At 64.6% G+C, this 20,454-nt stretch carries 17 protein-coding genes; 11 read left to right on the top strand and 6 right to left on the bottom strand.

The window, feature by feature from the left end; genetic code table 11:
• Positions 1-11: 11 nt before the first annotated feature.
• Both Q0603_RS18425 and Q0603_RS18420 read right to left on the bottom strand, forming a co-directional pair.
• Complete coding sequence (locus Q0603_RS18425; protein ID WP_298728462.1) at positions 12-419, bottom strand: MAPEG family protein; 408 nt, start codon at positions 417-419, stop codon at positions 12-14.
• A gap of 286 nt (positions 420-705) precedes the next feature.
• Positions 706-843 carry a hypothetical protein gene (locus Q0603_RS18420; protein ID WP_298728460.1) on the bottom strand — a complete coding sequence of 46 codons (138 nt, stop codon included), beginning with the start codon at positions 841-843 and terminating at the stop codon, positions 706-708.
• 150 nt (positions 844-993) lie between these two features.
• Here Q0603_RS18420 and Q0603_RS18415 point away from each other — a divergent pair, with 150 nt between their 5' ends.
• Both Q0603_RS18415 and Q0603_RS18410 read left to right on the top strand, forming a co-directional pair.
• The gene (locus Q0603_RS18415; RefSeq protein WP_298728459.1) at positions 994-3,228 is read left to right on the top strand and encodes a nitrate- and nitrite sensing domain-containing protein; all 2,235 of its coding nucleotides are present in this window, start codon (positions 994-996) and stop codon (positions 3,226-3,228) included.
• A 179-nt stretch (positions 3,229-3,407) separates the two neighbouring features.
• Positions 3,408-5,621: a methyl-accepting chemotaxis protein gene (locus Q0603_RS18410; protein ID WP_298728457.1), complete on the top strand. Its 2,214-nt coding sequence runs from the start codon at positions 3,408-3,410 to the stop codon at positions 5,619-5,621.
• A gap of 22 nt (positions 5,622-5,643) precedes the next feature.
• On the opposite strand, the gene rnk is transcribed toward Q0603_RS18410, so the two are convergent.
• The 3 genes from rnk to Q0603_RS18395 all read right to left on the bottom strand — a co-directional run bounded on the left by rnk (position 5,644) and on the right by Q0603_RS18395 (position 9,894).
• Positions 5,644-6,066, bottom strand: a complete 423-nt coding sequence (rnk, locus tag Q0603_RS18405) for a nucleoside diphosphate kinase regulator (RefSeq protein WP_298728455.1) — start codon at positions 6,064-6,066, stop codon at positions 5,644-5,646.
• 343 nt (positions 6,067-6,409) lie between these two features.
• Positions 6,410-8,575 carry a methylmalonyl-CoA mutase gene (gene scpA / locus Q0603_RS18400; RefSeq protein WP_298728454.1) on the bottom strand — a complete coding sequence of 722 codons (2,166 nt, stop codon included), beginning with the start codon at positions 8,573-8,575 and terminating at the stop codon, positions 6,410-6,412.
• Positions 8,576-8,988: 413 nt separating this feature from the next.
• Positions 8,989-9,894, bottom strand: coding sequence for a DMT family transporter (locus Q0603_RS18395; protein WP_298728451.1), 906 nt, complete (start codon positions 9,892-9,894; stop codon positions 8,989-8,991).
• 126 nt (positions 9,895-10,020) lie between these two features.
• Between Q0603_RS18395 and Q0603_RS18390 the strand changes: the two genes are divergently transcribed.
• From Q0603_RS18390 to Q0603_RS18380, 3 genes are all read left to right on the top strand, one after another.
• Positions 10,021-10,917 (top strand): LysR substrate-binding domain-containing protein, encoded by an 897-nt coding sequence (locus Q0603_RS18390; RefSeq protein ID WP_298728449.1) that lies wholly within the window; start codon positions 10,021-10,023, stop codon positions 10,915-10,917.
• Between the two features lie 98 nt (positions 10,918-11,015).
• Entirely contained in the window at positions 11,016-11,645 is a 630-nt protein-coding gene (locus tag Q0603_RS18385) for a dihydrofolate reductase family protein (RefSeq protein WP_298728447.1), read from the top strand.
• A 99-nt stretch (positions 11,646-11,744) separates the two neighbouring features.
• Positions 11,745-12,386, top strand: coding sequence for a PAS domain-containing protein (locus tag Q0603_RS18380; RefSeq protein WP_298728445.1), 642 nt, complete (start codon positions 11,745-11,747; stop codon positions 12,384-12,386).
• On the opposite strand, the gene Q0603_RS18375 is transcribed toward Q0603_RS18380, so the two are convergent.
• A complete protein-coding gene (locus Q0603_RS18375; protein WP_298728443.1) occupies positions 12,373-12,966 on the bottom strand; it encodes a putative glycolipid-binding domain-containing protein in 594 nt (197 codons plus the stop codon). The two genes, Q0603_RS18380 and Q0603_RS18375, sit on opposite strands and share 14 nt — an antisense overlap.
• Positions 12,967-13,303: 337 nt before the next feature.
• Between Q0603_RS18375 and Q0603_RS18370 the strand changes: the two genes are divergently transcribed.
• From Q0603_RS18370 to Q0603_RS18345, 6 genes are all read left to right on the top strand, one after another.
• Positions 13,304-13,798 carry a LysR family transcriptional regulator gene (locus tag Q0603_RS18370; RefSeq protein WP_298728441.1) on the top strand — a complete coding sequence of 165 codons (495 nt, stop codon included), beginning with the start codon at positions 13,304-13,306 and terminating at the stop codon, positions 13,796-13,798.
• A gap of 396 nt (positions 13,799-14,194) precedes the next feature.
• Complete coding sequence (gene modA / locus Q0603_RS18365; RefSeq protein ID WP_298728439.1) at positions 14,195-14,974, top strand: molybdate ABC transporter substrate-binding protein; 780 nt, start codon at positions 14,195-14,197, stop codon at positions 14,972-14,974.
• Positions 14,975-15,142: 168 nt separating this feature from the next.
• Positions 15,143-15,835, top strand: coding sequence for a molybdate ABC transporter permease subunit (gene modB, locus Q0603_RS18360; RefSeq protein ID WP_298728438.1), 693 nt, complete (start codon positions 15,143-15,145; stop codon positions 15,833-15,835).
• Positions 15,832-16,932, top strand: a complete 1,101-nt coding sequence (gene modC / locus Q0603_RS18355) for a molybdenum ABC transporter ATP-binding protein (protein ID WP_298728436.1) — start codon at positions 15,832-15,834, stop codon at positions 16,930-16,932. The genes modB and modC overlap by 4 nt, the downstream gene beginning before the upstream one ends.
• A gap of 170 nt (positions 16,933-17,102) precedes the next feature.
• A complete protein-coding gene (locus Q0603_RS18350; protein WP_298728434.1) occupies positions 17,103-17,561 on the top strand; it encodes a PaaI family thioesterase in 459 nt (152 codons plus the stop codon).
• Positions 17,562-20,411 carry a helicase-related protein gene (locus Q0603_RS18345; protein ID WP_298728432.1) on the top strand — a complete coding sequence of 950 codons (2,850 nt, stop codon included), beginning with the start codon at positions 17,562-17,564 and terminating at the stop codon, positions 20,409-20,411.
• The last annotated feature ends 43 nt before the right edge of the window (positions 20,412-20,454 follow it).

The following is a 20,454-nucleotide window of genomic DNA, read 5'->3' as shown; positions in this document are numbered from 1 at the left end:
GCCTGCGGCACTCACATCGCCATCCGGCCCAGTGCGACGGCAAGCAGCCAGATCGCCGTGATCAGCATCATGGCAATGGTCAGCGTTATGCCGACGACGCGGCCGAAAGTCAGCCCGGCCGAAGTGGACAGGCCAATCGCATGCAGGATGCGGCCAAGCAGCAGGCAGAGGCCCAGAGCATGCAGAGCCCAGACTGGCGCCTGACGGCTTAATTCCAGCAGGAAGAGCAGCAGCAGCGCCAGCGGCACGTATTCGACGAAGTTGCCCTGCGCGCGGATCGCCTTCTGCAACACCCGCTCACCGCCATCGCCGAGCGCCACTTGCAGTTTGTTGCGCAGCCGCGCGACCCGCAGCGACAGCACAACCAGCAGTATGGCGCAGAGCGCGGCGTATAATGGCGTGACAGCAAATGGCGGCATGACAGGTCCCGTGAGATATCGGTTGCGATCGGGCTTCGGTACGGGGAAGCTTTGCTGGGATTCTTGCTGAAAATCATATCGGATTTACGGCATCCCGGCCATGCGCTTCGCCTTGCAGGCCAGACGAAGACTGCAAAGCTCTGCTTCGGCGCTCCTTGGTAATGCCTGTCTTGGAGTGATGTCCGCGTCTTGGAGTGATGCCCGCGTCCTGGCTTGCGCGTTCCAGGGGCGCATTAAATTTTGATAACCCGGTTTCCGGATTACGCGGCGAAACATGCAGCGATGGCTATTCCTGCATGCTTTCTGCGTTCAAAACAGGCAATTGGCACGCTGCCGCCTGATCAATCAACATCACTGCAAACCTTTGCAGCATCGTCACAATTGCCGCGTGAGCAATCATCGCGTTGCCGATGGACGGCAACATCGTCCGCCAATTCAGGACGGATGACAGCGCTATCGACGACATTTGACGCTAATCAAAAACCCTGAACCTCTACGAACGTAGAGTTGATTTAGATCGAAGTCATCCAGTGCGTATTGGAAGAAGCTTCGATTGTTGATGTCGGAGCTCGTCATGTTGCATTCCATTCGTAATCGCATCCTCATTGCTTTAATGATTCCAAGCTTGGCGCTGCTGGGTTTCGCCGCCGTCATGATCGAAGCGCGGCTGGCGGTGCAGCGCGAGGCGGGCCAGGTGCTGGCTGCAGCAGAAGCCGCTGAGCAATCCGGCATCCTCGTTCACGAGTTGCAGAAGGAGCGCGGCAGCAGCGCGCTGTTCCTCAATAGCGGCGGCAAGCAGTTCCGTACGGAGCTGCAGACCCAGCGCGAGGCAACCGACCGCGCCGTCGGCAACGACATCGCAATGGCGGAGCAACTGGGGTCGATGCGCCGGCGTATCGACAGCCTGTCCGTCCCGCCCTCTGAGTCGTTCAGCTTCTATACCGGCATCATCTCGGCGGAGCTCAAGGAAATCCGCGAGGGCATGGACGCGCAGCGCGATTCCCGCATCGCCCGCGCCGCCAATGCCTATTACGCTGCGCTGCTGGCCAAGGAACTGGCCGGCCAGGAACGTGGTCTGGGCGCCGGCGCATTTGCAGCCGGGAAATTCGTACCGCCCCTGCATCGCCGCTTCGTCTCCCTCGGCGCGCTGCAGGAGCAGTATCTGGACGACATCGCCCAGCAGGCCCGGCCCGATCAGGTCGCCCTGCTGCAGCAATGGCGCAACGATCCGCGCGTGGCCGAAGCCACCAGTCTGCGCCAGATCGCCTATGACAGCGGCTATACCGGCGATACCGGTAATGTCGCGGGGCCGCGCTGGTTCGCCGTCATGACCGGCTATATCGATGGTCTGCGCGTCGTCGAAGAGGCACTGGCGCGCGACCTGGCCCAGCAGGCCGCAGCCCTGCATGCCGGCGCCCGGCGCCAGGTGATGCTGGCTGCTGCCGTAATCGCCGTCCTGCTGCTGGCGACCGGTGTGACGGGCTGGCTGTTCCTGCGCTCGACGACGCGTCCGCTATTGGCGCTGACCGCTGTGATGCGCCGCCTGGCTGCCGGTGAGATCGAAGTCGAAGTGCCGGCGCAGACGCGGCGGGACGAACTGGGCGCCATGGCCAAGGCCGTGGAAGTCTTCAAGGAAAATGCGCATGAGAAGCGCCGCCTGGAGGCCGCGGCCGAGCGCGAGCGGCAGGCAGCCGACGAAGCCCGGCGCTTGCGCGAGGAGCGCGAGGCCAAGGCTGCCGCCGAGATCGCCGCGCTGTGCGAGCAGATCGCGGATGGCGATCTTGCCAGCCGCCTGAGCGAAGACGGCAAGGAGGGCTTCCTGCTGACCCTGAGCCAGCGGCTGAACCAGCTTGCCGCCAGCCTGCAGGGCATCACCAGCGAACTGGCCGACAACATGCAGGCGATGAGCCGCGGCGATCTCACCCGGCAGGTGCGCGGCAATTATCGCGGTGTTTTTGCGGCGCTGAAGGACAGCGCCAATGAAATGGCCGCGCAGCTGACTGCCATCGCGGCCCGGCTGGGAACCAGCGCACATACTGTGCGCGATGCCGCCAACGAGATTTCGGTAGGCAGCCTGGATCTGGCGCAGCGCACCGAAAGCCAGGCCGCTTCCATCGAAGAGACGGCCGCCTCGATGCATGAGATCACCACCACGGTGAAGCAGAATGCCGACAATGCGCAGTCCGCCAGCCGGCTCGCGGCCTCGGCGCGCAGCGCTGCCGAACAGGGCGGCCAGATCGTCGGCGAAGCAGTGACGGCGATGGCCGCCATCGAAAACAGCGCACAGAAGATCGGCGACATCGTCGGCCTGATCGACGAGATCGCCTTCCAGACCAACCTTCTGGCCTTGAATGCAAGCGTTGAAGCCGCGCGGGCGGGCGAAGCGGGCAAGGGGTTCGCTGTCGTCGCCCAGGAAGTGCGTGCGCTGGCGCAGCGTTCCGCCAATGCCTCGAAGGACATCAAGGCGCTGATCCAGCAGTCCAGCGCCCAGGTGCTGGATGGCGCCGGACTGGTGCAGCGCGCAGGCGAGGCGCTGGGCGAGATCGTCGCCGGCATTGCGCAGGTCTCGGATCTGGTGGCGGAGATCGCCACCGCCAGCCGCGAGCAGGCGACCGGCCTGGAGCAGATCAATACCGCCGTCGCCAGCATGGACGAGATGACCCAGCGCAACGGCGCCCTGGTGGAAGAGACTTCGGCCTCGGCACAGGCGCTGGCGGATCAGGCGCGCCAGATGGCCGAGCTGGTTGGCTTCTTCACAATCGCCGATTCGCGCAGCTCGAAGCCCTATCTTTCGCTGGCAGCGGAATGAGCAGAGCCATGCTCATCCGTCCGTCAGTATGCGGTTTTTCGCGAGTCGGTCGATAGAAGTGCCGCTTCTACACGCCAAATGATTCCTAGGAGAAAGATTTCCCAGGCCGGATAAAAAAGCACGATTTACCGCTCCAGCTTTGCAAGTTACGCTAGAAACAAACAGGGGGAAGGGCGTTGATGAAGAGCTGGAAGACTGGTGCCCGGCTGGCTGCCGGGTTTGGCGCCGTATGTATAATCCTGGCTATCGCCGTCGGCGTCGCTTTGTGGGAATCCCGTAAAATCGAGCAGGATGTCGACGCCATCTCAAGGCTGCACCTGCCCTTGACCTTGGCGACGATGGAGGTCTCGGCCGATCTGAACGGCTCGCTGGCCGCGCTGCGCGGCTTCATGCTGACCAATGATCCGCAACTGCGCCAGGAGCGCGCAGCCGCCTGGGCTGCGCTGGACAAGGTGACCGGGCAGGTCGACCAGCTGCTGGCTGAGCAGAAGAACGGCGGCGACACCGCCGCACGCTGGGCGGAGATCAAGCCACTGCTGACGCGGCTGCACCAGGTGCAGGACAAGGTTGAGGAGGCTGCCGGCCGCGGCGAACGCGAACAGGCGACGGCGCTGCTGCGCGGCGAAGCGCTGCCGCTGGTGCGGCAGCTGCAGACGATCCTCCGCGGCGCCAATCATGGGGATGGCCTGCGCGCCGAGCAGCAGAAAGCGCTTTTGAAAAGCAGCGCCGCTGCGCTGGCGAATATCGTGGAGATGAACCGCATCCTGCTCGCTTTGCTGGTGGCCGGCATCCTGCTGGCGATTGGCATCGCCTTCATGATCACCCGCGATATCGCCCCGCCTCTGGCGCGGCTGGCGCAGGCGATCAAACGGATTGCTGCCGGCGCGAGCGATGTCGTCATCGAAGGCAGCGGGCGTCGCGACGAGATCGGCGAGATCGCCAGTGCCGCGATCGAATTGCAGAAGGTGACGGTCATCGCGGCGCAGGCGGAAAGCGCGCTGATCAACGTTACGTCCAGCATCATGATGGCCGACAATGACGGCTGTATCGTCTTCTGCAACAAATCGGCCACCGAACTGTTCAACCGGCTGGAAGCGGAACTGCGCCGCGAAATGCCGGGCTTCGATGCCGCCCGCATCGTCGGGACGAATATCGATCGGTTCCACAAGCATCCGCAGCATCAGCGCGATATGCTGAAAAATCTTTCGGCGCCGCACCGCGCCCGCATCACGCTGGGCGGTCGCAGCTTCGATCTGGTGGTCAGCCCGGCCTACAACAAGCAGGGCGAGCGGGTCGGCAGCTCGGTGGAATGGACCGATGTCACCGAGCAGCTCGCGATCGAGCGGGAAGTGGCAAAGATTGTCGAGGCGGGCGCGGCGGGCGATTTCTCGCGGCGCCTGTCGCTGGAAGGCAAGCAGGGCTTCATGGAGCAGCTTGCAAAGGGCATCAATTCGCTGGTGGATACGACAGAGCGCTGCACCCGCGCGGTGGCATCGTCCGTCGCCGCGCTGGCAAAGGGCGATCTGACGCATGAGATCCAGGAGGATTTCCACGGCCTGTTCGGCGAACTGAAGCAGAATGTGAATTCGACGATCCACACGCTGCGCGAACTGGCCGCGATCCTGTCATCCACCGCAGTTGCCGTGCGCGATGCCTCCGCCGAGATCTCGTCCGGCAGCCACGAGCTCGCGCAGCGCACCGAGAGCCAGGCCTCCAGCCTGGAGCAGACCGCGGCGGCGATGCAGCAGATCACCACCACGGTGAAGCAGAATGCCGACAACGCCCAGGCCGCCAATCACCTGGCGACCGTGGCGCGCGACGCCGCGCAGCAGGGCGGCAGCGTCGTGAGCGACGCAGTGGCGGCCATGACGCAGATCGAGGAAAGCGCGCGCAGGATCGGCGACATTGTCGGGCTGATCGATGAGATCGCCTTCCAGACAAACCTGCTGGCGCTCAATGCCTCGGTGGAAGCCGCGCGCGCGGGCGAAGCGGGCAAGGGCTTTGCCGTCGTCGCTCAGGAGGTGCGCGCACTGGCGCAGCGCTCGGCCAATGCGTCGAAGGAGATCAAGACGCTGATCACGGAGTCGAATTCTCAGGTGAAGACCGGTGCGGATCTCGTCCAGCAGACCGGCAAGTCGCTGGACGAGATCATCACCGCGATCAAGAAGGTGTTCGACATCGTCGCCGAGATTGCGGCCGCCTCGGGCGAGCAGGCGCGCGGCCTGGAGGAGGTCAACGAGGCGGTGGCGCAGATGGACGAGGTCACGCAGCGCAACGGCGCGATGGCAGAAGAAACCTCGGCTTCGGCCCAGGCGCTGTCGGATCAGGCAAAGCGACTGGCCGAACTCGTCAGCTTCTTCCGCACCGAAACGCAGCCCCGCATGGCGGCGTAACCGGATTGAAGCGCCGCCGGGCTTACAGATCGTAGCGCCCGGCACGCTCGGGCTGGTAGGCGACCTTATGCACGGTGATGCGGCGCTCCTCGCCGCTGGCCATGCGCCAGCCGATGCTCTGGCCCTCGCGCAGGCCGATCAGCGCGGCACCGACCGGGGTGGCGACCGAGATCTTCGCCATGTCGAGATCGGCTTCCCCCGGATAGACGAGCGTCAGCCAGTGGCTGCGCTGGTTATGGGCGTAGCCGAAGACGACATGGCTGCGCATCGTCACCACATCGCCCGGCACATCGGTGGGCGGCAGGATGGTGGCGCGCTCGACCTCATCCTCCAGCATGTCGGCGACATGGGGCTGGCGGTGGCGAAGCTGGGCGGCGAGCTGCAGCAGCTTCTCGCTGTCGGGCTCGGTCATCATGATCGGCGGACGCGGATTGATGAATGGCATGACGGTCTCCATGGGATAATGCGACGCCATTCCTCAAAGGAATGCGCCGCTAAATCAGGTTTTGCTTGAAAATGGGGCCTTTTAACGGTCCCGGGTTCGAGCCCCGGGCGTCATGCAGGCGAAAAGCCGCGCACGTCCGGGGCCCAGGCGCCTGCGTGGAGGCGGCTGGCGCGGCAAAACAGGGCGAGATGGCGCGCGCGGATCATGGCTCTAATATGGGCCGCCTGTTGCGGGTGTTCAACACCTATTAGCGGGGCGGCCTTGCCGCCCTCACCCCCAGTCTCTCCCGCCAGCGGGAGAGGGAGCAGAAACCCGCCGTTTACTCGGCCTCTTAACTCCGGCCTTATTCCGCCGCGGCCTTATGCTGCTGGCGGATCATGGCGAGGATTTCGGCCGCAGCCTTCGGGATGTTGGTGCCCGGGCCGTAGATGCCGGCCACCCCGGCGGCCTTGAGGAAATCGTAATCCTGCGGCGGAATGACGCCGCCGGTGATCACCAGAATGTCGCCCGCGCCACGCTCGCGTAAAGCCTTGATCAGCTCCGGCACCAGCGTCTTGTGGCCCGCCGCCTGGCTGGAGACGCCAACCACATGCACGTCGTTGTCGATGGCGTCTTTGGCGGCTTCTTCCGGCGTCTGGAACAGCGGGCCGACATCGACGTCGAAGCCGAGATCGGCAAAGGCGGTGGCAATCACCTTCGCGCCGCGGTCATGGCCGTCCTGGCCGAGCTTGACGACCAGCATGCGCGGACGGCGGCCTTCCTCGGCGGCGAAGGCCTCGATCTCCTTCTGGATGTTCATGAAGCCCTCGTCATTCGCATAGGCCGCGCCATAGACACCGTTGATCGAGCGGATGGTGGCCTGATGGCGGGTGAACACGCGCTCCATCGCATCGGACATCTCGCCCACCGTGACCCGCGCCCGCGCAGCTTCAACGCAGAGCGCCAGCAGGTTTGCATTGCCGCGCGCGCCTTCCTCCAGCGCCTTGATCGCGGCCTCGGCCTTCGCCTTGTCGCGGGTGGCGCGGATCTTGTTGAGCCGCGCAATCTGCTGCTCGCGCACGCGGGTATTGTCGACTTCGAGAATTTCCGGGATGTCCTGCTTGGCCGGGCGGTATTTGTTGACGCCGACGATGACATCCTCGCCGCGGTCCACGCGCGCCTGGCGCCGCGCTGCCGCTTCTTCGATGCGCAGCTTCGGCATGCCGCTTTCGACCGCCTTGGTCATGCCGCCCATCGCTTCGACTTCCTGGATCAGCGCCCAGGCATGGGTGGCAAGCGCATGGGTCAGCGCCTCGACATAGTAGGAGCCCGCCAGCGGATCGACGACCTTGGTGACATAGGTCTCTTCCTGGATGATGAGCTGTGTGTTACGGGCGATGCGCGCGGAGAATTCGCTGGGCAGCGCAATCGCCTCGTCCAGCGCATTGGTATGCAGCGACTGCGTGCCGCCAAGCACGGCCGCCATCGCCTCGATCGCGGTGCGCACGACGTTGTTATAGGGGTCCTGCTCGGTGAGCGACACGCCGGACGTCTGGCAATGCGTGCGCAGCATCAGCGAGCCCGGCTTCTTCGGATTGAACTGCTTCATGATGCGCGCCCACAAAAAGCGCGCTGCACGCAGCTTGGCGATCTCCATGAAGAAGTTCATGCCGATGGCGAAGAAGAAGGACAGGCGGCCGGCAAACGCATCGACATCCATGCCGCTGTTGATCGCAGTGCGGACATATTCGAGGCCGTCGGCGAGCGTAAACGCCAGCTCCTGTACCGCGGTCGCGCCGGCTTCCTGCATATGGTAGCCGGAGATCGAGATGGAGTTGAATTTCGGCATGTGCTGCGCCGTGTAGGCGATGATGTCCGACACGATGCGCATGCTGGGGCCCGGCGGATAGATATAGGTGTTCCGGACCATGAACTCTTTCAGGATGTCGTTCTGGATCGTGCCCGAAAGCTGCTCCGGTCTCACACCCTGCTCTTCCGCGGCGACGATATAGGAGGCCATGACCGGCAGCACGGCACCGTTCATGGTCATCGATACGCTCATCTTGTCCAGCGGAATGCCGTCGAAGAGGATCTTCATGTCCTCGACGGAATCGATGGCAACGCCGGCCTTGCCGACATCGCCGACGACGCGCGGATGATCGGAATCGTAGCCACGATGCGTGGCGAGGTCGAAGGCGACCGAGACGCCCTGCTGGCCGGCGGCAAGATTCTTGCGGTAGAAGGCGTTGGATTCTTCTGCCGTGGAGAAGCCGGCATACTGGCGGATCGTCCAGGGCCGGTTGGCATACATGGTGGCGCGCACGCCGCGGGTGAAGGGTTCAAAGCCTGGCAGCGAGCCGAGCGTTTCCAGCCCTTCCAGATCGGCTGCGGTGTAAAGCGGCTTGACCGTGATGCCTTCGGGCGTTTCCCACAGAAGCTCCGAGAGCGGCTTGTCGCCGAGCTCCTTCTGGGCGAGCTTGGCCCAGGCTTCGGGGAAGGAAATCTGTTCAGTCTTCGACTTCTCGGTCATTGTCGTATCCGCCCTGCACCGGGTCTGGTCACATTCTCTTGCGGTGCAGCATTGAGTATGACGGCGAATGAAGCAGTGTCAATTTGCCGTCCCGATCCTGTTCAACTGGCCTGTTCGGCCTGCCTGCTCAACCCGCCAGCGCGGCCGGCGGCCACTCTATTACAGTCACCCTATATATAACTGTCTTCCAGCAAACTCATCGCCGGGCCTTATTCGGCGGGATCGATTGGCGGCTGGTTTGGTCCCGTTCGAGTTCAGTTCGAGCCTGTTTAAGAACATATGTGGCACAAATGCCCGAAGATCGACGCGCACACCCCGTTATCGGCCAAAAATTGGCCCACCATACTCGGTGTTTTTGCTCAACTGCCTATCGCTCTGCGCGGTTGTTATCCGCCTTTCAAAGACGGAGGGCATCACCGCCGCAGCACGGAAAGCCCCGTCAATCTCGCACCAGACGCCACCGCAATTCCGAGCAGCACTGCCGCAAGGCCCAGCATGAGATCGGCGCCGATGGGCTCATCGAGCAGCAGAAGCCCGATGATCGACGCCGTCACCGGGTTGACGGCCACCGAGACCACAACGAGCGTCGGGGCAGCCCGGTCCAGCGCATAGGCCCACAAAAAGAAGATCAGCGCGCCGCAGATGGCGGCGAGATAGGCCACCGCCGCCCATTGTACCGGTGGCAATGCGGCCAAGCGTGCAAAGCCGATGGCTGGCCCATCCGTCAGCAGCACCAGCAAAGCCAGAGCAGCCGCGCCCACCGCCATGCCAAAGACGGTGAAGACGATCAGGCCTGAGCGCGCAATGAAGGGGCGCGACCACACGTTATAAAGCGCCATGCACAAAGCAGCGGCGATCATCAGCACGTCGCCGCGCCAGGCATCAGGCGGCGCGATATCCAGGCTGGCATTCAGCGCCAGCGCCACGCCGGCAATGGCGATCAGCACGCCGATAAGCTTGCGCGCCGTCGGCGGCTCCACCCGCAGCAGCGCGCCCGCTGCCATGGTGAGCAAAGGCAAGGTGGAGAGCGCCAGCGCGCCGCGCGCCGCCGTGGTGTAGCTGAGGGAGGCATTGAACAGCACCGGAAACAGGCCAAAGAACAAAAGGCCCAGCGCCGCGATGCCGAGCCAGTCGCGCCGCGGCGGCCAGGGTTCGCGGCCCAGCAAGGCGAAAGGCGCCAGCACCAGCACGCCGCCGCCGAAGCGCAGCAGGCCGATGGTGACGGGATCGAGGCTGGCCGCGAGATAACGCGTCGCACCGACCGCCGTGCCGCCCAGGCCTGAGGAGAGGATTGCCGCCAGAACACCCCAAGCCTGCATGCCGCCTTTCGCCTTTCATGTCGCGCCGCGCCTGTAACGGGACCGGAACCCGTTACGGAAGCAGGCTAGAGAGGCGGCCTTCACAAATGAATCGAATAATCCTGATGAAGCTCATAAGATCACATTATGAGTGCGCCGCTTCTCGATCCGGAACTGCTGCAGGCCTTCGTCGCCGTGGCCGAGCGGCTGTCCTTCACCCGCGCGGCCGAGCAGCTCAACCGCACCCAGGCTGCGGTGAGCCTGCAGGTCCGCCGCCTGGAGGAGCGTCTGGGCGTGCCGCTGTTCCGCCGCTCGACCGCGCGCGTCGAACTGACGGCGGCGGGCGAAGACTTCCTGGCCGATGCCAAGCGCATCCTGTCGGTCAACGAGCAGGTGCTGGCGAAACTCACAGGCCGGCAGATGGCCGGCCGCGTGCGGCTTGGCGTGATGGAGGATTACGGCACCAGGCTGCTGCCGAAACTGCTGGCCGATGCGGCGGAGCGCTTCCCGCTGGTGCAGATCGACATGCAGACGGGGCTGACCGCGCTGATGCTCAAACAGATCGGCAAGACCTTCGATGCGGTGATCGCGATGCATCCGGAAGGCAGCCATGACGGCGACCTGATCTGCCGCGAGAAGGCGGTCTGGGTGGCAAGCGCCGGCCACCGGCCGGAAGAGCGCGCGCCGCTGCCGCTTGCGCTCTCGACGCCGGACTGCCTGTTCCGCCAATGGGCGACGCAGGCGCTGGATGAAGCCGGAAGGCCCTGGCGGCTCGCCTATGTCAGCCCCAGCCTTGCCGCCGTCGAGGCCATCGTGCGGCAGGGCCTGGCGGTGACGGTGGTGAAAAGCAGCATGGTGACGCCCGGCCTGCGCATCCTGCCCGAGGGGCTGCTGCCGCCTTTGCCGGGTGCAGAAATCCGTCTGCATCGCGCGGCGGGCTGCTCGGCGCTGACTGATATGATGGCCGAGCATCTGGCGCAGGCCCTGCGCGGGCAGCGGATGCAGCCGGTGCATGCGGGCAACATGAAAGCGGCTATGCTGTAAAGCTGCGGTGTTTGCAAAAATTTCGGTCGCGCCTGTCGGCCCGTGCCGCCCTCATCCGTCTTCCAGACAGCAGCAGCCCGCAGCATGAGAGGTGAGAGATGCGCAAGGTGATTGCAGCCGCTTTCGTCAGTCTGGATGGCGTCATGCAGGCACCGGGCGGCGCGAAGGAAGATACAAGCAGCGGGTTTTCGCTGGGCGGCTGGGTCTGGCCCTATTCCGATGCCGTGACGCAGGCGGCAGTCATGTCACTGTTCGCGCAGCCTTTCGAGCTGCTGCTGGGGCGCAGGACTTACGACATCTTCGCAGCCTACTGGCCGAAGGCGGCAGAGGATCATCCGATCGGCGGGCCGTTCAACCGCACGCGCAAATATGTGGCGAGCCGCAATCCGAAGCTTAAGCTCGCCTGGCGGAACAGCCATGCGCTGATCGATACATCGCGCGGCGCGGATGCCATTGCCGCAGTGCGGGCCCTGAGAAGCGAGGATGGCCCCGATCTGCTGACGCAGGGATCGGCCGATTTCCTCAAGACGCTGTTCCGGCTCGATCTGGTCGATGAAATGCAGGTGATGATCTTTCCCATCACGCTGGGGACGGGAAAGCGGCTGTTCGGCGAAGACGGGTCGCCCGGCGCTTGGCGACTCTTGCGCGCAGAGGTTTCTGGAACCGGCGTTGCCGTTCACCGCTATGCGCGGGCGGGCGCAGTGGTGACCGGCGAAGCGCCTGCGTGATGCCGTTTTCCCCAGCATTATAAAATGGATACGTCCGGATATTCTCTCTGACATCGGCGGCGCGCCAGCCTATTCTGGCTGCGGGGAGGATGAGCCGCGATGAAAGCACCGGCGGGACTGCCGCATTTCACGCTGGAGGTCGGCGCTTGCGAGATCGCCGCCATTCCCGATGCGCGGCTGCGCGAGCTGGCCGCGTACTGGTTTGCGCGCTGTCCCGCGCCCGGCGCCGTGCCGCCGCGCAGCGCCATCGATCCGCTGGATTTCCCCGACCTGCTGCCGAACGTCATGATGGTGGATTGCGTTGCCAGTCATAGGGCCGGCGATGCCGTCAGCGACGATGGCGGCCTGCGCTACCGCTTCCGCCTGGCGGGCGAAGCAGTGACCTATGCGGCGGGGCGCAGGCTGGCCGGACATTTCCTGGACGAGGTGCTGCCGGAAGGCTATCGCGATTATGTCATGCTGCTGAACCGCGTCGCCATCGATCAGAGACGGCCGGTTTATTCCGCCAGCCTGTTCCATGACGAAGGCAATGTGGTGAACGGCCTGACCTACCGGCTGGTGATGCCGCTGTACCGTCCGCCGGATGGCGCTGCGCACACGCAAGCCGACAGGGCACCGAACGCTATTTTCGTCTGCCAGTTCTGGCAGAAGCGCGCCGATGGCGGCTGGTGGGATGGCGACTGGCTTCAGATCAAGCCGGAAATCCACGTGGTCGCGCCGCCGGCATTCAGATGGCGATGACCGCCTCGCATAAGCCCGGACAGCGCATCACGAAACCATCCGGCGCGAGATCGATCTGCGCGGCATAGCCGGTCTGCGGCGATTCATGCCAGATTTCCATCGTGCCGGTGCGGGTGAAAATCTGCGGCGCCTCGATGAGCTGGCCGCTTTCGATATCGAGCCGCGCCACCGGCAGGGTGCGCGTCTCATGCAGCCGCGGCGCGGCGCGCTTGAGCAGCATCAGATAGCTGGCCGGCGTGAAGCCGAGATCAAAATCACACAGATGCTCCAGCCCCGATACGGGCATCTCGTTGAGCAGCCACATGCCTTCATAGCGATTGACGTGGAATTCGATGTTGCGCGCGCCGATCATGCCATAGACCGCCGCCGACACGATTTCCCAGGACGGGTCGCAATCGACCACATAGGTCAGGCTGGCAGGGCCCTGGGGATGGCGGAACACGGTCATGCCGGTCAGGCACCAGCCGACGCCGTCGATCTTCTCGAGCCGGGCGGTATCGTGGCCCGGCAGATCGACGCGGCGCCAGAAGGCGGACGCCACCGGCATGGACATCACCGGGGAGGGCATGATCAAGGTCATTGGCGCGAACTTCCTGGTGTAAGGCTGGCTGGTGGTGAATTGGGTGCAGCGGGTTAAATGGGGACACGCGGTGTAAGTTCGTTACGTAGGGTGAAACCGTGACGCGGTGTGAAATCGGTGAGTCTTTTTCGCACTGCACGGCCGCCGTCATGAAGCGCGGCTTCACGGCAAAAGACATCCCATTACGGTGCGGCAGCGCCATGTCTGACATTCACCGGCGTTAAAAATTGGGCGGCTCCATGCTAGAACCGGTCCGGTGACCGGCATGATGCCGCATGTGACAGGGTGACTACGACGTGTGACATACGACGGCCGGTCCGCGGGACAAGCACGACCTATGAAAGAAAAACGTGACATCTCACACCAGCATGTGACCGGGCGTGTGGCTGGGCGCGGGACAGAGGTGAAGAGCGGCAAATCCAGACGCGCAGCAGCAAAGAAAGCTGCGACCAAGAGTGGTGGATCGAAGAGCAAGACCACTGCCGGCGACGGCGGCAGCCTGCGCCTGCGCCTGATGCTGGGCCGCGAGATCGCGATGGGGCCGGGCAAGGCGGATCTCTTGGACGGCATTGCCGCAACCGGCTCGATCTCGGCCGCCGGGCGCAGACTCGGCATGAGCTACAAACGCGCCTGGCTGCTGGTGGATACGATGAACCGCTGCTTTGCCGCGCCGCTGGTGGTGGGCGAAAGCGGCGGCAAGGCGGGCGGCGGCGCGGCGCTCACCGCTCTGGGCAAAGAGGTGCTGCAGCGCTTCCGCCGCATGCAGGTGATGACGGCAAAAGCCTGCGCCGCTGATCTGAAGGCGTTGCAGGGCAAGCTGCGGAAGGGTTGAGGGTTTCGCTCTTCTGGAGCTCACTCTCCTTACACACTCCCCTCTCCAAGCATCCGCTCACCCTCCCGTTGCTGCCACGATATGCCTCTCCCACCAGCGGGAGATGGGAAAAGAATGATGCGGCTTTCCTTGCCATTTCTTCCTCTTCCGCCAATGGGAAAGCGACACGATGCCGGCCGCCGCCTCCCCCTTCCGCGCCGGCAGGAGAAGGAGGCCGGGAGGGTGAAGGGGGAGAAGTAAAATTTGCACCAATCCGCCCGCGGGATGATTTTTGTCACATTCCGCCTGTTGCGCGGCGTGGCCGCTGCTGCTCCACCATTGCGCCAGCCGTGATGGCATCGTTATAGTCGAAAGGTCATAACGATACCGCCTCATGCCGCATCCATGGAGGCCGCCATGGCATTCCTTTTGCGCCTTGCCGTTCTGCTGCTGGGTCTTGTGCTTTCCCTGCCCGTTCAGGCGCAGGAGCTGCTGATCTTTGCCGCGGCGAGCCTGAAGACCGCGCTGGACGAGATCAATGCGGGCTGGACGACAAGGAAAGGCGGCGTGAAAGCCTCTTACGCGGGCTCGTCGGCGCTGGCGCGGCAGATCGAAGCTGGCGCGCCGGCGGACATCTTTTTCTCTGCCGATCTCGACTGGATGGATTACCTGCAAAAGCGCAGCCTGCTGAAAGCCGGCAGCCGCACATCGCTGCTGAGCAACCGCATCGTGCTGATCGCGCCGGCGGACTCAAAGGCGCAGGTGACAATTGCACCGGGCTTTGCGCTGAGCGAACTTCTGGGCCGCGACGGACGGCTGGCGATGGCCGATGTGAATGCCGTGCCGGCCGGAAAATACGGCAAGGCAGCGCTGGAAAGCCTTGATCTATGGTCTAGCGTGCAGGCGCGGATCGCGCAGGCAGAAAACGTGCGCGCGGCGCTGATGCTGGTATCACGCGGCGAAGCGCCGGCCGGCATCGTCTATGAGACCGATGCGGCGACCGAGAAAAGCGTGCGCATCCTCGATCGCTTCCCGGAAAACACGCATCCGCCGATCATTTATCCGGCGGCCGTGCTGGCTGCATCGCAGCATCCCCAGGCCGTGGCCTATCTGAGCCATTTACGCAGCGCGGCAGGCAGGACGGTGTTCGAGAAACATGGCTTCACTCTCCTGGCACCGCAGGCGGCGGTGAATTGAGAGGACAAGATGCGCCATGCGTCATTATCCTCCTCATGCCATGGCCTGGCCTTGGCACCCACGCGTTCTTTTTCGGTGGCAGCAAAAGCAAACTCGTGGATGGCACGCCTGAAGCGTGCCATGACAGAGTGATGCGGCCAGCCGTGGCATGACGACATGACATAAGACATGCTCCCCCTCTCCCCGGAAGAAATCACCGCGATCCTGCTCAGCCTCAAAGTGGCGAGCGTGGCCACGCTCGGCAGCCTGCCGGTGGCGATCCTTGTTGCCTGGCTGCTGGCGCGGGGCCGTTTTCCGGGCAAGCTGGCGCTGGACACGCTGGTGCATCTGCCGCTGGTGATGCCGCCGGTGGTGACGGGCTATCTGCTGCTGCTGCTGTTCGGGCGTAAAGGCCTGCTGGGCGGCTTCCTGGCCGAGCATCTTGGGATCGTCTTTGCCTTTCGCTGGACCGGCGCGGCCCTGGCCTGTGCGGTGATGGGCTTTCCGCTGATGGTGCGCGCGATCCGCCTGTCTCTGGAAGCCGTCGATGCAAAACTGGAAGAAGCGGCCGGCACTTTGGGCGCAGCGCCGGTTTTCGTCTTTCTCACCGTCACGCTGCCGCTGATGCTGCCCGGCATCCTGGTCGGGATCGTGCTTGGCTTTGCCCGCGCCTTCGGCGAGTTCGGCGCGACGATCACCTTCGTGTCCAACATCCCCGGCGAGACGCAGACCCTGCCGACCGCGATCTATGCCTTCACGCAGGTACCCGGCGGCGATGCGCAGGCGTTGCGGCTGACGGCGATCTCGGTTGCCATAGCGGCAGCAGCACTGATTGCATCCGAGCTGCTGGCGCGGCGCATCGCGAAGCGGGCGCAGGCATGAGCCTGGCGGTCGACATCCATCATCGTCTGGGCGGCTTCACGCTGCAGGCGCAGTTTAAGTGCCAGCCGGGCATCACGGCCCTGTTCGGCCGCTCGGGTACCGGCAAGACGACCCTGATCAATCTGATCGCCGGCCTGCTGCGCCCGCAGCAGGGCCGCATCAGCATCGACGGCCGCGTGCTGGTGGATACAGAACAGCGTGTCTTCGTTGCGCCGCATCGCCGTCGCATCGGCTATGTCTTTCAGGAGGCGCGGCTGTTTCCGCATCTCAATGTGCGCCATAACCTGCTGTACGGACGCTTCTTCGCCCGCCACCGTGCGGACAGGATCGCTTTCGATCATGTGGTCGATCTGCTTGGGATCGCGCCGCTGCTGCCGCGCCGGCCGGCCAATCTGTCCGGGGGTGAGAAGCAGCGCGTCGCCATTGGTCGCGCGCTGCTCTCGCGCCCCGACCTGCTGCTGATGGACGAGCCGCTGGCCTCGCTCGATGCTGCGCGCAAGGAAGAGATCCTGCCTTATCTGGAAAAGCTGCGCGACGAGTGGCGGTTGCCCATCGTTTATGTCAGCCATGCGATTCCGGAGGTGACAAGGCTGGCCGATTCCGTCGTGCTGCTGTCGGACGGCAAGGTGCAGGCGGTCGGCAGCGTTGCCGAACTCAGCGGCCGGCTGGATCTGTTTCCGCTCACCGGCCGCTACGAGGCAGGCGCGGTGCTGGACGCGCAGGTGGCGCGGCATGACGAGGCTTATGGCCTGACCGTTCTGCATTGCGCAGCCGGCGAAATCCTGGTGCCGCGCCAGCCGCGCGCAATCGGCGAGCGTCTGCGTGTGCGCATCCGCGCGCGTGACGTAACCTTGAGCCTGGAGCGGCCGCAGCAGAGCAGCGCGCTTAACATCTTCCCCGGCACGATCGCCGAGATGGCCGGTGATGGCGGGCCGCAGGTGGAGATCAGGCTCGATTGCAACGGCGCCATCCTGCTGGCGCGTATTACCCGCCTGTCGGTCGAGCGGCTGGGCCTGCGGCCGGGCCTTGCCGTACATGCGCAGATCAAGAGTGTGGCACTGGATGGCGGCAGCCTGGGCAGTGCACGGCAGCGCTAGTCCCTAGCCGTCACCGCGGTCGTTCATCCGGAAATGAGATCCCGGCCCGCGCGACGCAAAAGAAGCGCCGCCCGGCCGGGATGACGGTGAGATTTATCGAAAGGGTCTGGAGGCGTTGAGGCCCCTGCCGCCCGCCTTATATACTGGCGGGCAAAACGGAGCCTCCGTCCATGTCCGCCGCCCAACCCAGCCGGGGCCAGATCGATCCGGGCCTGCCTGACTGGGCCAAGTCTTTTGCCGAGAAACTGCTGCGCGCGGTGGATTTCCATCGCTGGGCCGGGCTGGAACTGGTGACGCTTGCGCCTGGCCGGGCCGAACTGGCCTTTGCAGCCGAGGAACGATTGCTGGTTCCCGGCGGCTATATCCATGGCGGCATCCTCAACGGCCTTCTGGAACCGCCTGGCCTGCTGGCCATGCTGGGCCATATGCGGGAGGATGAAACCGCCATGACCCTCGATATCCATGTGCAGCATCTGCGCCCCATCGCCGCCGGCGCCCGGGTTGGCCTGATCGGCCGGATGCTGCGGCGGGGCAGAAATGTCGCCTTCTGCGAATGCGAGGCGCGCATCAATGATCAGCTCTGCACCATTGCCCATATCACCAAGACGATTCAGACAAAGGCAGTTTAAGTGACCGAGATCAAGACCGCCGAGAAGGGCCGCGTGCTGTGCGTTCTGGGCCCGACCAATACCGGTAAGACCCATCTCGCCGTCGAACGCCTGCTGGCGCATCGCACCGGCATCATCGGTTTGCCGCTGCGCCTGCTCGCGCGCGAGGTCTACGACCGCGCGGTGAAGATCAAGGGCGAGCGCCATGTCGCCTTGGTGACCGGCGAAGAGAAGATCCTTCCTAAGGGCGCGACCTGGTTCGTCTGCACCGTGGAAGCAATGCCGCTGGACCGGTCTTACGACTTCCTCGCGGTGGACGAGATCCAGCTCTGCAACGATGCCGAGCGCGGCCATGTCTTCACGGACCGCCTTTTGAACGCGCGCGGCGTGGAAGAGACCATGTTCCTTGGCGCCGACACCATGCGCGGCCTGATCCGCAAGCTGGTACCGAATGCGGAATTCATCGCCCGGCCGCGCCTGTCGGCGCTGTCCTATATCGGATCGAAGAAGCTGTCGCGCCTGCCGAAACGCTCGGCCGTGGTGGCGTTCTCGGCTGGCGACGTCTATGCCATCGCCGAGCAGGTGCGGCGCCAGCGCGGCGGCGCGGCCGTGGTGCTGGGCGCGCTGAGCCCCCGCGCCCGCAATGCGCAGGTCGAGCTGTTCCAGAACCGCGATGTCGACGTGATGGTGGCAACCGATGCCATCGGCATGGGCCTCAACCTCGATATCGAGCATCTGGCCTTTGCCGAAGTGACCAAGTTCGACGGCGTATCCGTGCGCCTGCTGACCCCGGCCGAGATGGGCCAGATCGCCGGCCGCGCCGGGCGGCATCTGCGCAACGGCACTTTTGGCACGACCGCCGATTGTCCGCCGCTGACGCCGGAACTGATCGAGCGCATTGAAAACCACCGCTTCGATCCGATCACCCAGGCGCGCTGGCGCAACACCGATCTTGATTTCCGCTCCATCGACGCGCTGCTGCGCACCCTGGACATGCCGCCGCCGCGCGAGGGCCTGATCCGCGGCCGCGAGGCGGACGACATCCTCGCCCTGCAGGCCCTGAAGCAGGATGGCGCGGTGCAAAGCCGCGCCACCGGCCCCGACCGCATCAAGCTGCTGTGGCATGTCTGCGAGATTCCGGATTTCTCGAAGAGCATGCATGACGTGCATGCGCGCATGCTGACGCAGATCTATGTGCATCTGTGCGACCATGACGGCCGCCTGCCGACCGACTGGGTGGCCGGGCATCTGAAGCAGATCGACCGCACCGACGGCGATATCGACACCCTGTCGCAGCGCCTGGCGCAGATCCGCACCTGGACCTATGTCGCCAATCGCGGCGCCTGGCTGGACAATGCGCAGGAATGGCAGGGCAAGACCCGCGCCATCGAGGACCGCTTGTCGGATGCCCTGCACGAGCGGCTGACCCAGCGTTTCGTCGACCGCCGCACCAGCGTGCTGACCCGGGGCCTGGCTGAGAATCCCGATCTGCTGAACGTGACTTTGGGCGAGGACGATGCGCTGACCGTCGAAGGCGAGATCATCGGCCATGTGCGCGGCCTGCGCTTCCGCCCGGTGGGCCATGACAGCGTCGAGCAGCGCCGTGCCATCCGCGCCGCCGCCAATCGCGTGCTGGGTCCTGCCCTGCAGGAACATGCCGCCAATATTCTGGCCTTGAGCGATGAGCATTTCGCGCTGTCGCCGGAAGGCGGCATCCTGCTGATCACGCCAGAGAAGGACAGCGTGGCGCTGGCCGTGCTGACCAAGGGCGCGGAGATGCTGGAGCCGCGCATCCAGCTTCTGGCCGACGACCTGCTGCCGGCCGAGAGCCGCAAGGCGGTGGAAGACAAGCTGTCCGACTGGCTGCGGCGCTATCTGCGCCAGCATCTGGGCGATCTCTACCGCCTGCGCGATGCCGAGCTGAAATTTGCCGCGCGCGGCGTGGCCTTCCAGCTTGCCGAGAATCTCGGCGCGCTGAGGCGAGAGGATGTCGCCGATCTGGTGCGCGGCATGGGCCAGGCCGAGCGCCATCCCCTGCGCAAGCTGGGCGTGACCTTTGGCGAGACGCATATCCTGCTGCCCAAATTGCTGAAACCCAAGCCGACGCAGCTTAAGACGCTGCTCTGGGCGGTGCATGAGGGCAAGGAGCCGGAAGCGCCGCCGACGCCGGGCCTTACCTCGCTGCCAGTGCTGGAATGGCGCGACGACCGCTGGTGGCTGGCGGCGGGTTTCCTGCGCGCCGGACGCCATGCCTTCCGCCTGGATGTCGTGCAGCGCATCGCCGAGGGTGCGCGCCAGGCCGAACAGACCTCGCGTCAGGAGGCGAAGGAAGCCAAGGACGCGAAGCAGCAGCCGGCTGATGTGCAGGCCGCGAAGGCGGAAGCGCCTGTTTCAGCGGAGGCCCCTGTTTCGGGAGAGCCGCCGATGACGGAGCCCGTGACGGAATCCGTGACGGAGCCGGTGATTGAGGCCGCGCCGCAAACAGACACTGTTGAGGTGACTGCCGAAACGGCTGCCGCCGCACCGGTGGCGGAGACCACACAGACAGAGCCGGCGAGGCAGGAAACACCCAAGCCGAAGAAGCGCCTGGGCCCGCCGGGCAGCTTCCCGGTCAATACCGCCTGGATGAACCTGGCGGGCTGCGGCGCGGAAGAACTGCATCGCCTGCTTTGGGCGCTGGGCTACAAGCCCCTGAGCGCGAAAGACCCCGAAAGCGGCGAGACGGTGACGCTGTATATCCGCTCGCAGAAAGCCATCGTGGCGAAACGCAAGCGCGAGCAGGACAAGCGGCGCGAGGAAGAGGCCAAGATGGCCGACAGTCCTTTCGCGGCGCTGATGAAGCTGAAACAGCAGCAGCAAGGCCGGCGGTAAGCCCGGAGACGTAAGAAAAACAAACTCGTGGATGCCACGGACA

The organism is uncultured Ferrovibrio sp., assembly GCF_937960835.1.
Taxonomy (GTDB): Bacteria; Pseudomonadota; Alphaproteobacteria; order Ferrovibrionales; family Ferrovibrionaceae; genus Ferrovibrio.
Note: the sequence above shows the minus strand (reverse complement) of the source record. Positions and strands in the feature narration are given on the sequence as shown.

Bases quoted from the DNA above. Each gene is read 5' to 3' on its own strand.
- Q0603_RS18370 (WP_298728441.1), top strand. From the start codon at position 13,304: ATGAAAGAAAAACGTGACATCTCACACCAGCATGTGACCGGGCGTGTG.
- Q0603_RS18395 (WP_298728451.1), bottom strand. From the start codon at position 9,894: ATGCAGGCTTGGGGTGTTCTGGCGGCAATCCTCTCCTCAGGCCTGGGC.
- Q0603_RS18375 (WP_298728443.1), bottom strand. From the start codon at position 12,966: ATGACCTTGATCATGCCCTCCCCGGTGATGTCCATGCCGGTGGCGTCC.
- Q0603_RS18420 (WP_298728460.1), bottom strand. From the start codon at position 843: ATGTTGCCGTCCATCGGCAACGCGATGATTGCTCACGCGGCAATTGTG.
- modA (WP_298728439.1), top strand. From the start codon at position 14,195: ATGGCATTCCTTTTGCGCCTTGCCGTTCTGCTGCTGGGTCTTGTGCTT.
- scpA (WP_298728454.1), bottom strand. From the start codon at position 8,575: ATGACCGAGAAGTCGAAGACTGAACAGATTTCCTTCCCCGAAGCCTGG.
- Q0603_RS18385 (WP_298728447.1), top strand. From the start codon at position 11,016: ATGCGCAAGGTGATTGCAGCCGCTTTCGTCAGTCTGGATGGCGTCATG.
- Q0603_RS18350 (WP_298728434.1), top strand. From the start codon at position 17,103: ATGTCCGCCGCCCAACCCAGCCGGGGCCAGATCGATCCGGGCCTGCCT.
- modC (WP_298728436.1), top strand. From the start codon at position 15,832: ATGAGCCTGGCGGTCGACATCCATCATCGTCTGGGCGGCTTCACGCTG.
- rnk (WP_298728455.1), bottom strand. From the start codon at position 6,066: ATGCCATTCATCAATCCGCGTCCGCCGATCATGATGACCGAGCCCGAC.
- Q0603_RS18425 (WP_298728462.1), bottom strand. From the start codon at position 419: ATGCCGCCATTTGCTGTCACGCCATTATACGCCGCGCTCTGCGCCATA.
- Q0603_RS18415 (WP_298728459.1), top strand. From the start codon at position 994: ATGTTGCATTCCATTCGTAATCGCATCCTCATTGCTTTAATGATTCCA.
- Q0603_RS18410 (WP_298728457.1), top strand. From the start codon at position 3,408: ATGAAGAGCTGGAAGACTGGTGCCCGGCTGGCTGCCGGGTTTGGCGCC.
- Q0603_RS18390 (WP_298728449.1), top strand. From the start codon at position 10,021: ATGAGTGCGCCGCTTCTCGATCCGGAACTGCTGCAGGCCTTCGTCGCC.
- Q0603_RS18380 (WP_298728445.1), top strand. From the start codon at position 11,745: ATGAAAGCACCGGCGGGACTGCCGCATTTCACGCTGGAGGTCGGCGCT.
- modB (WP_298728438.1), top strand. From the start codon at position 15,143: ATGCTCCCCCTCTCCCCGGAAGAAATCACCGCGATCCTGCTCAGCCTC.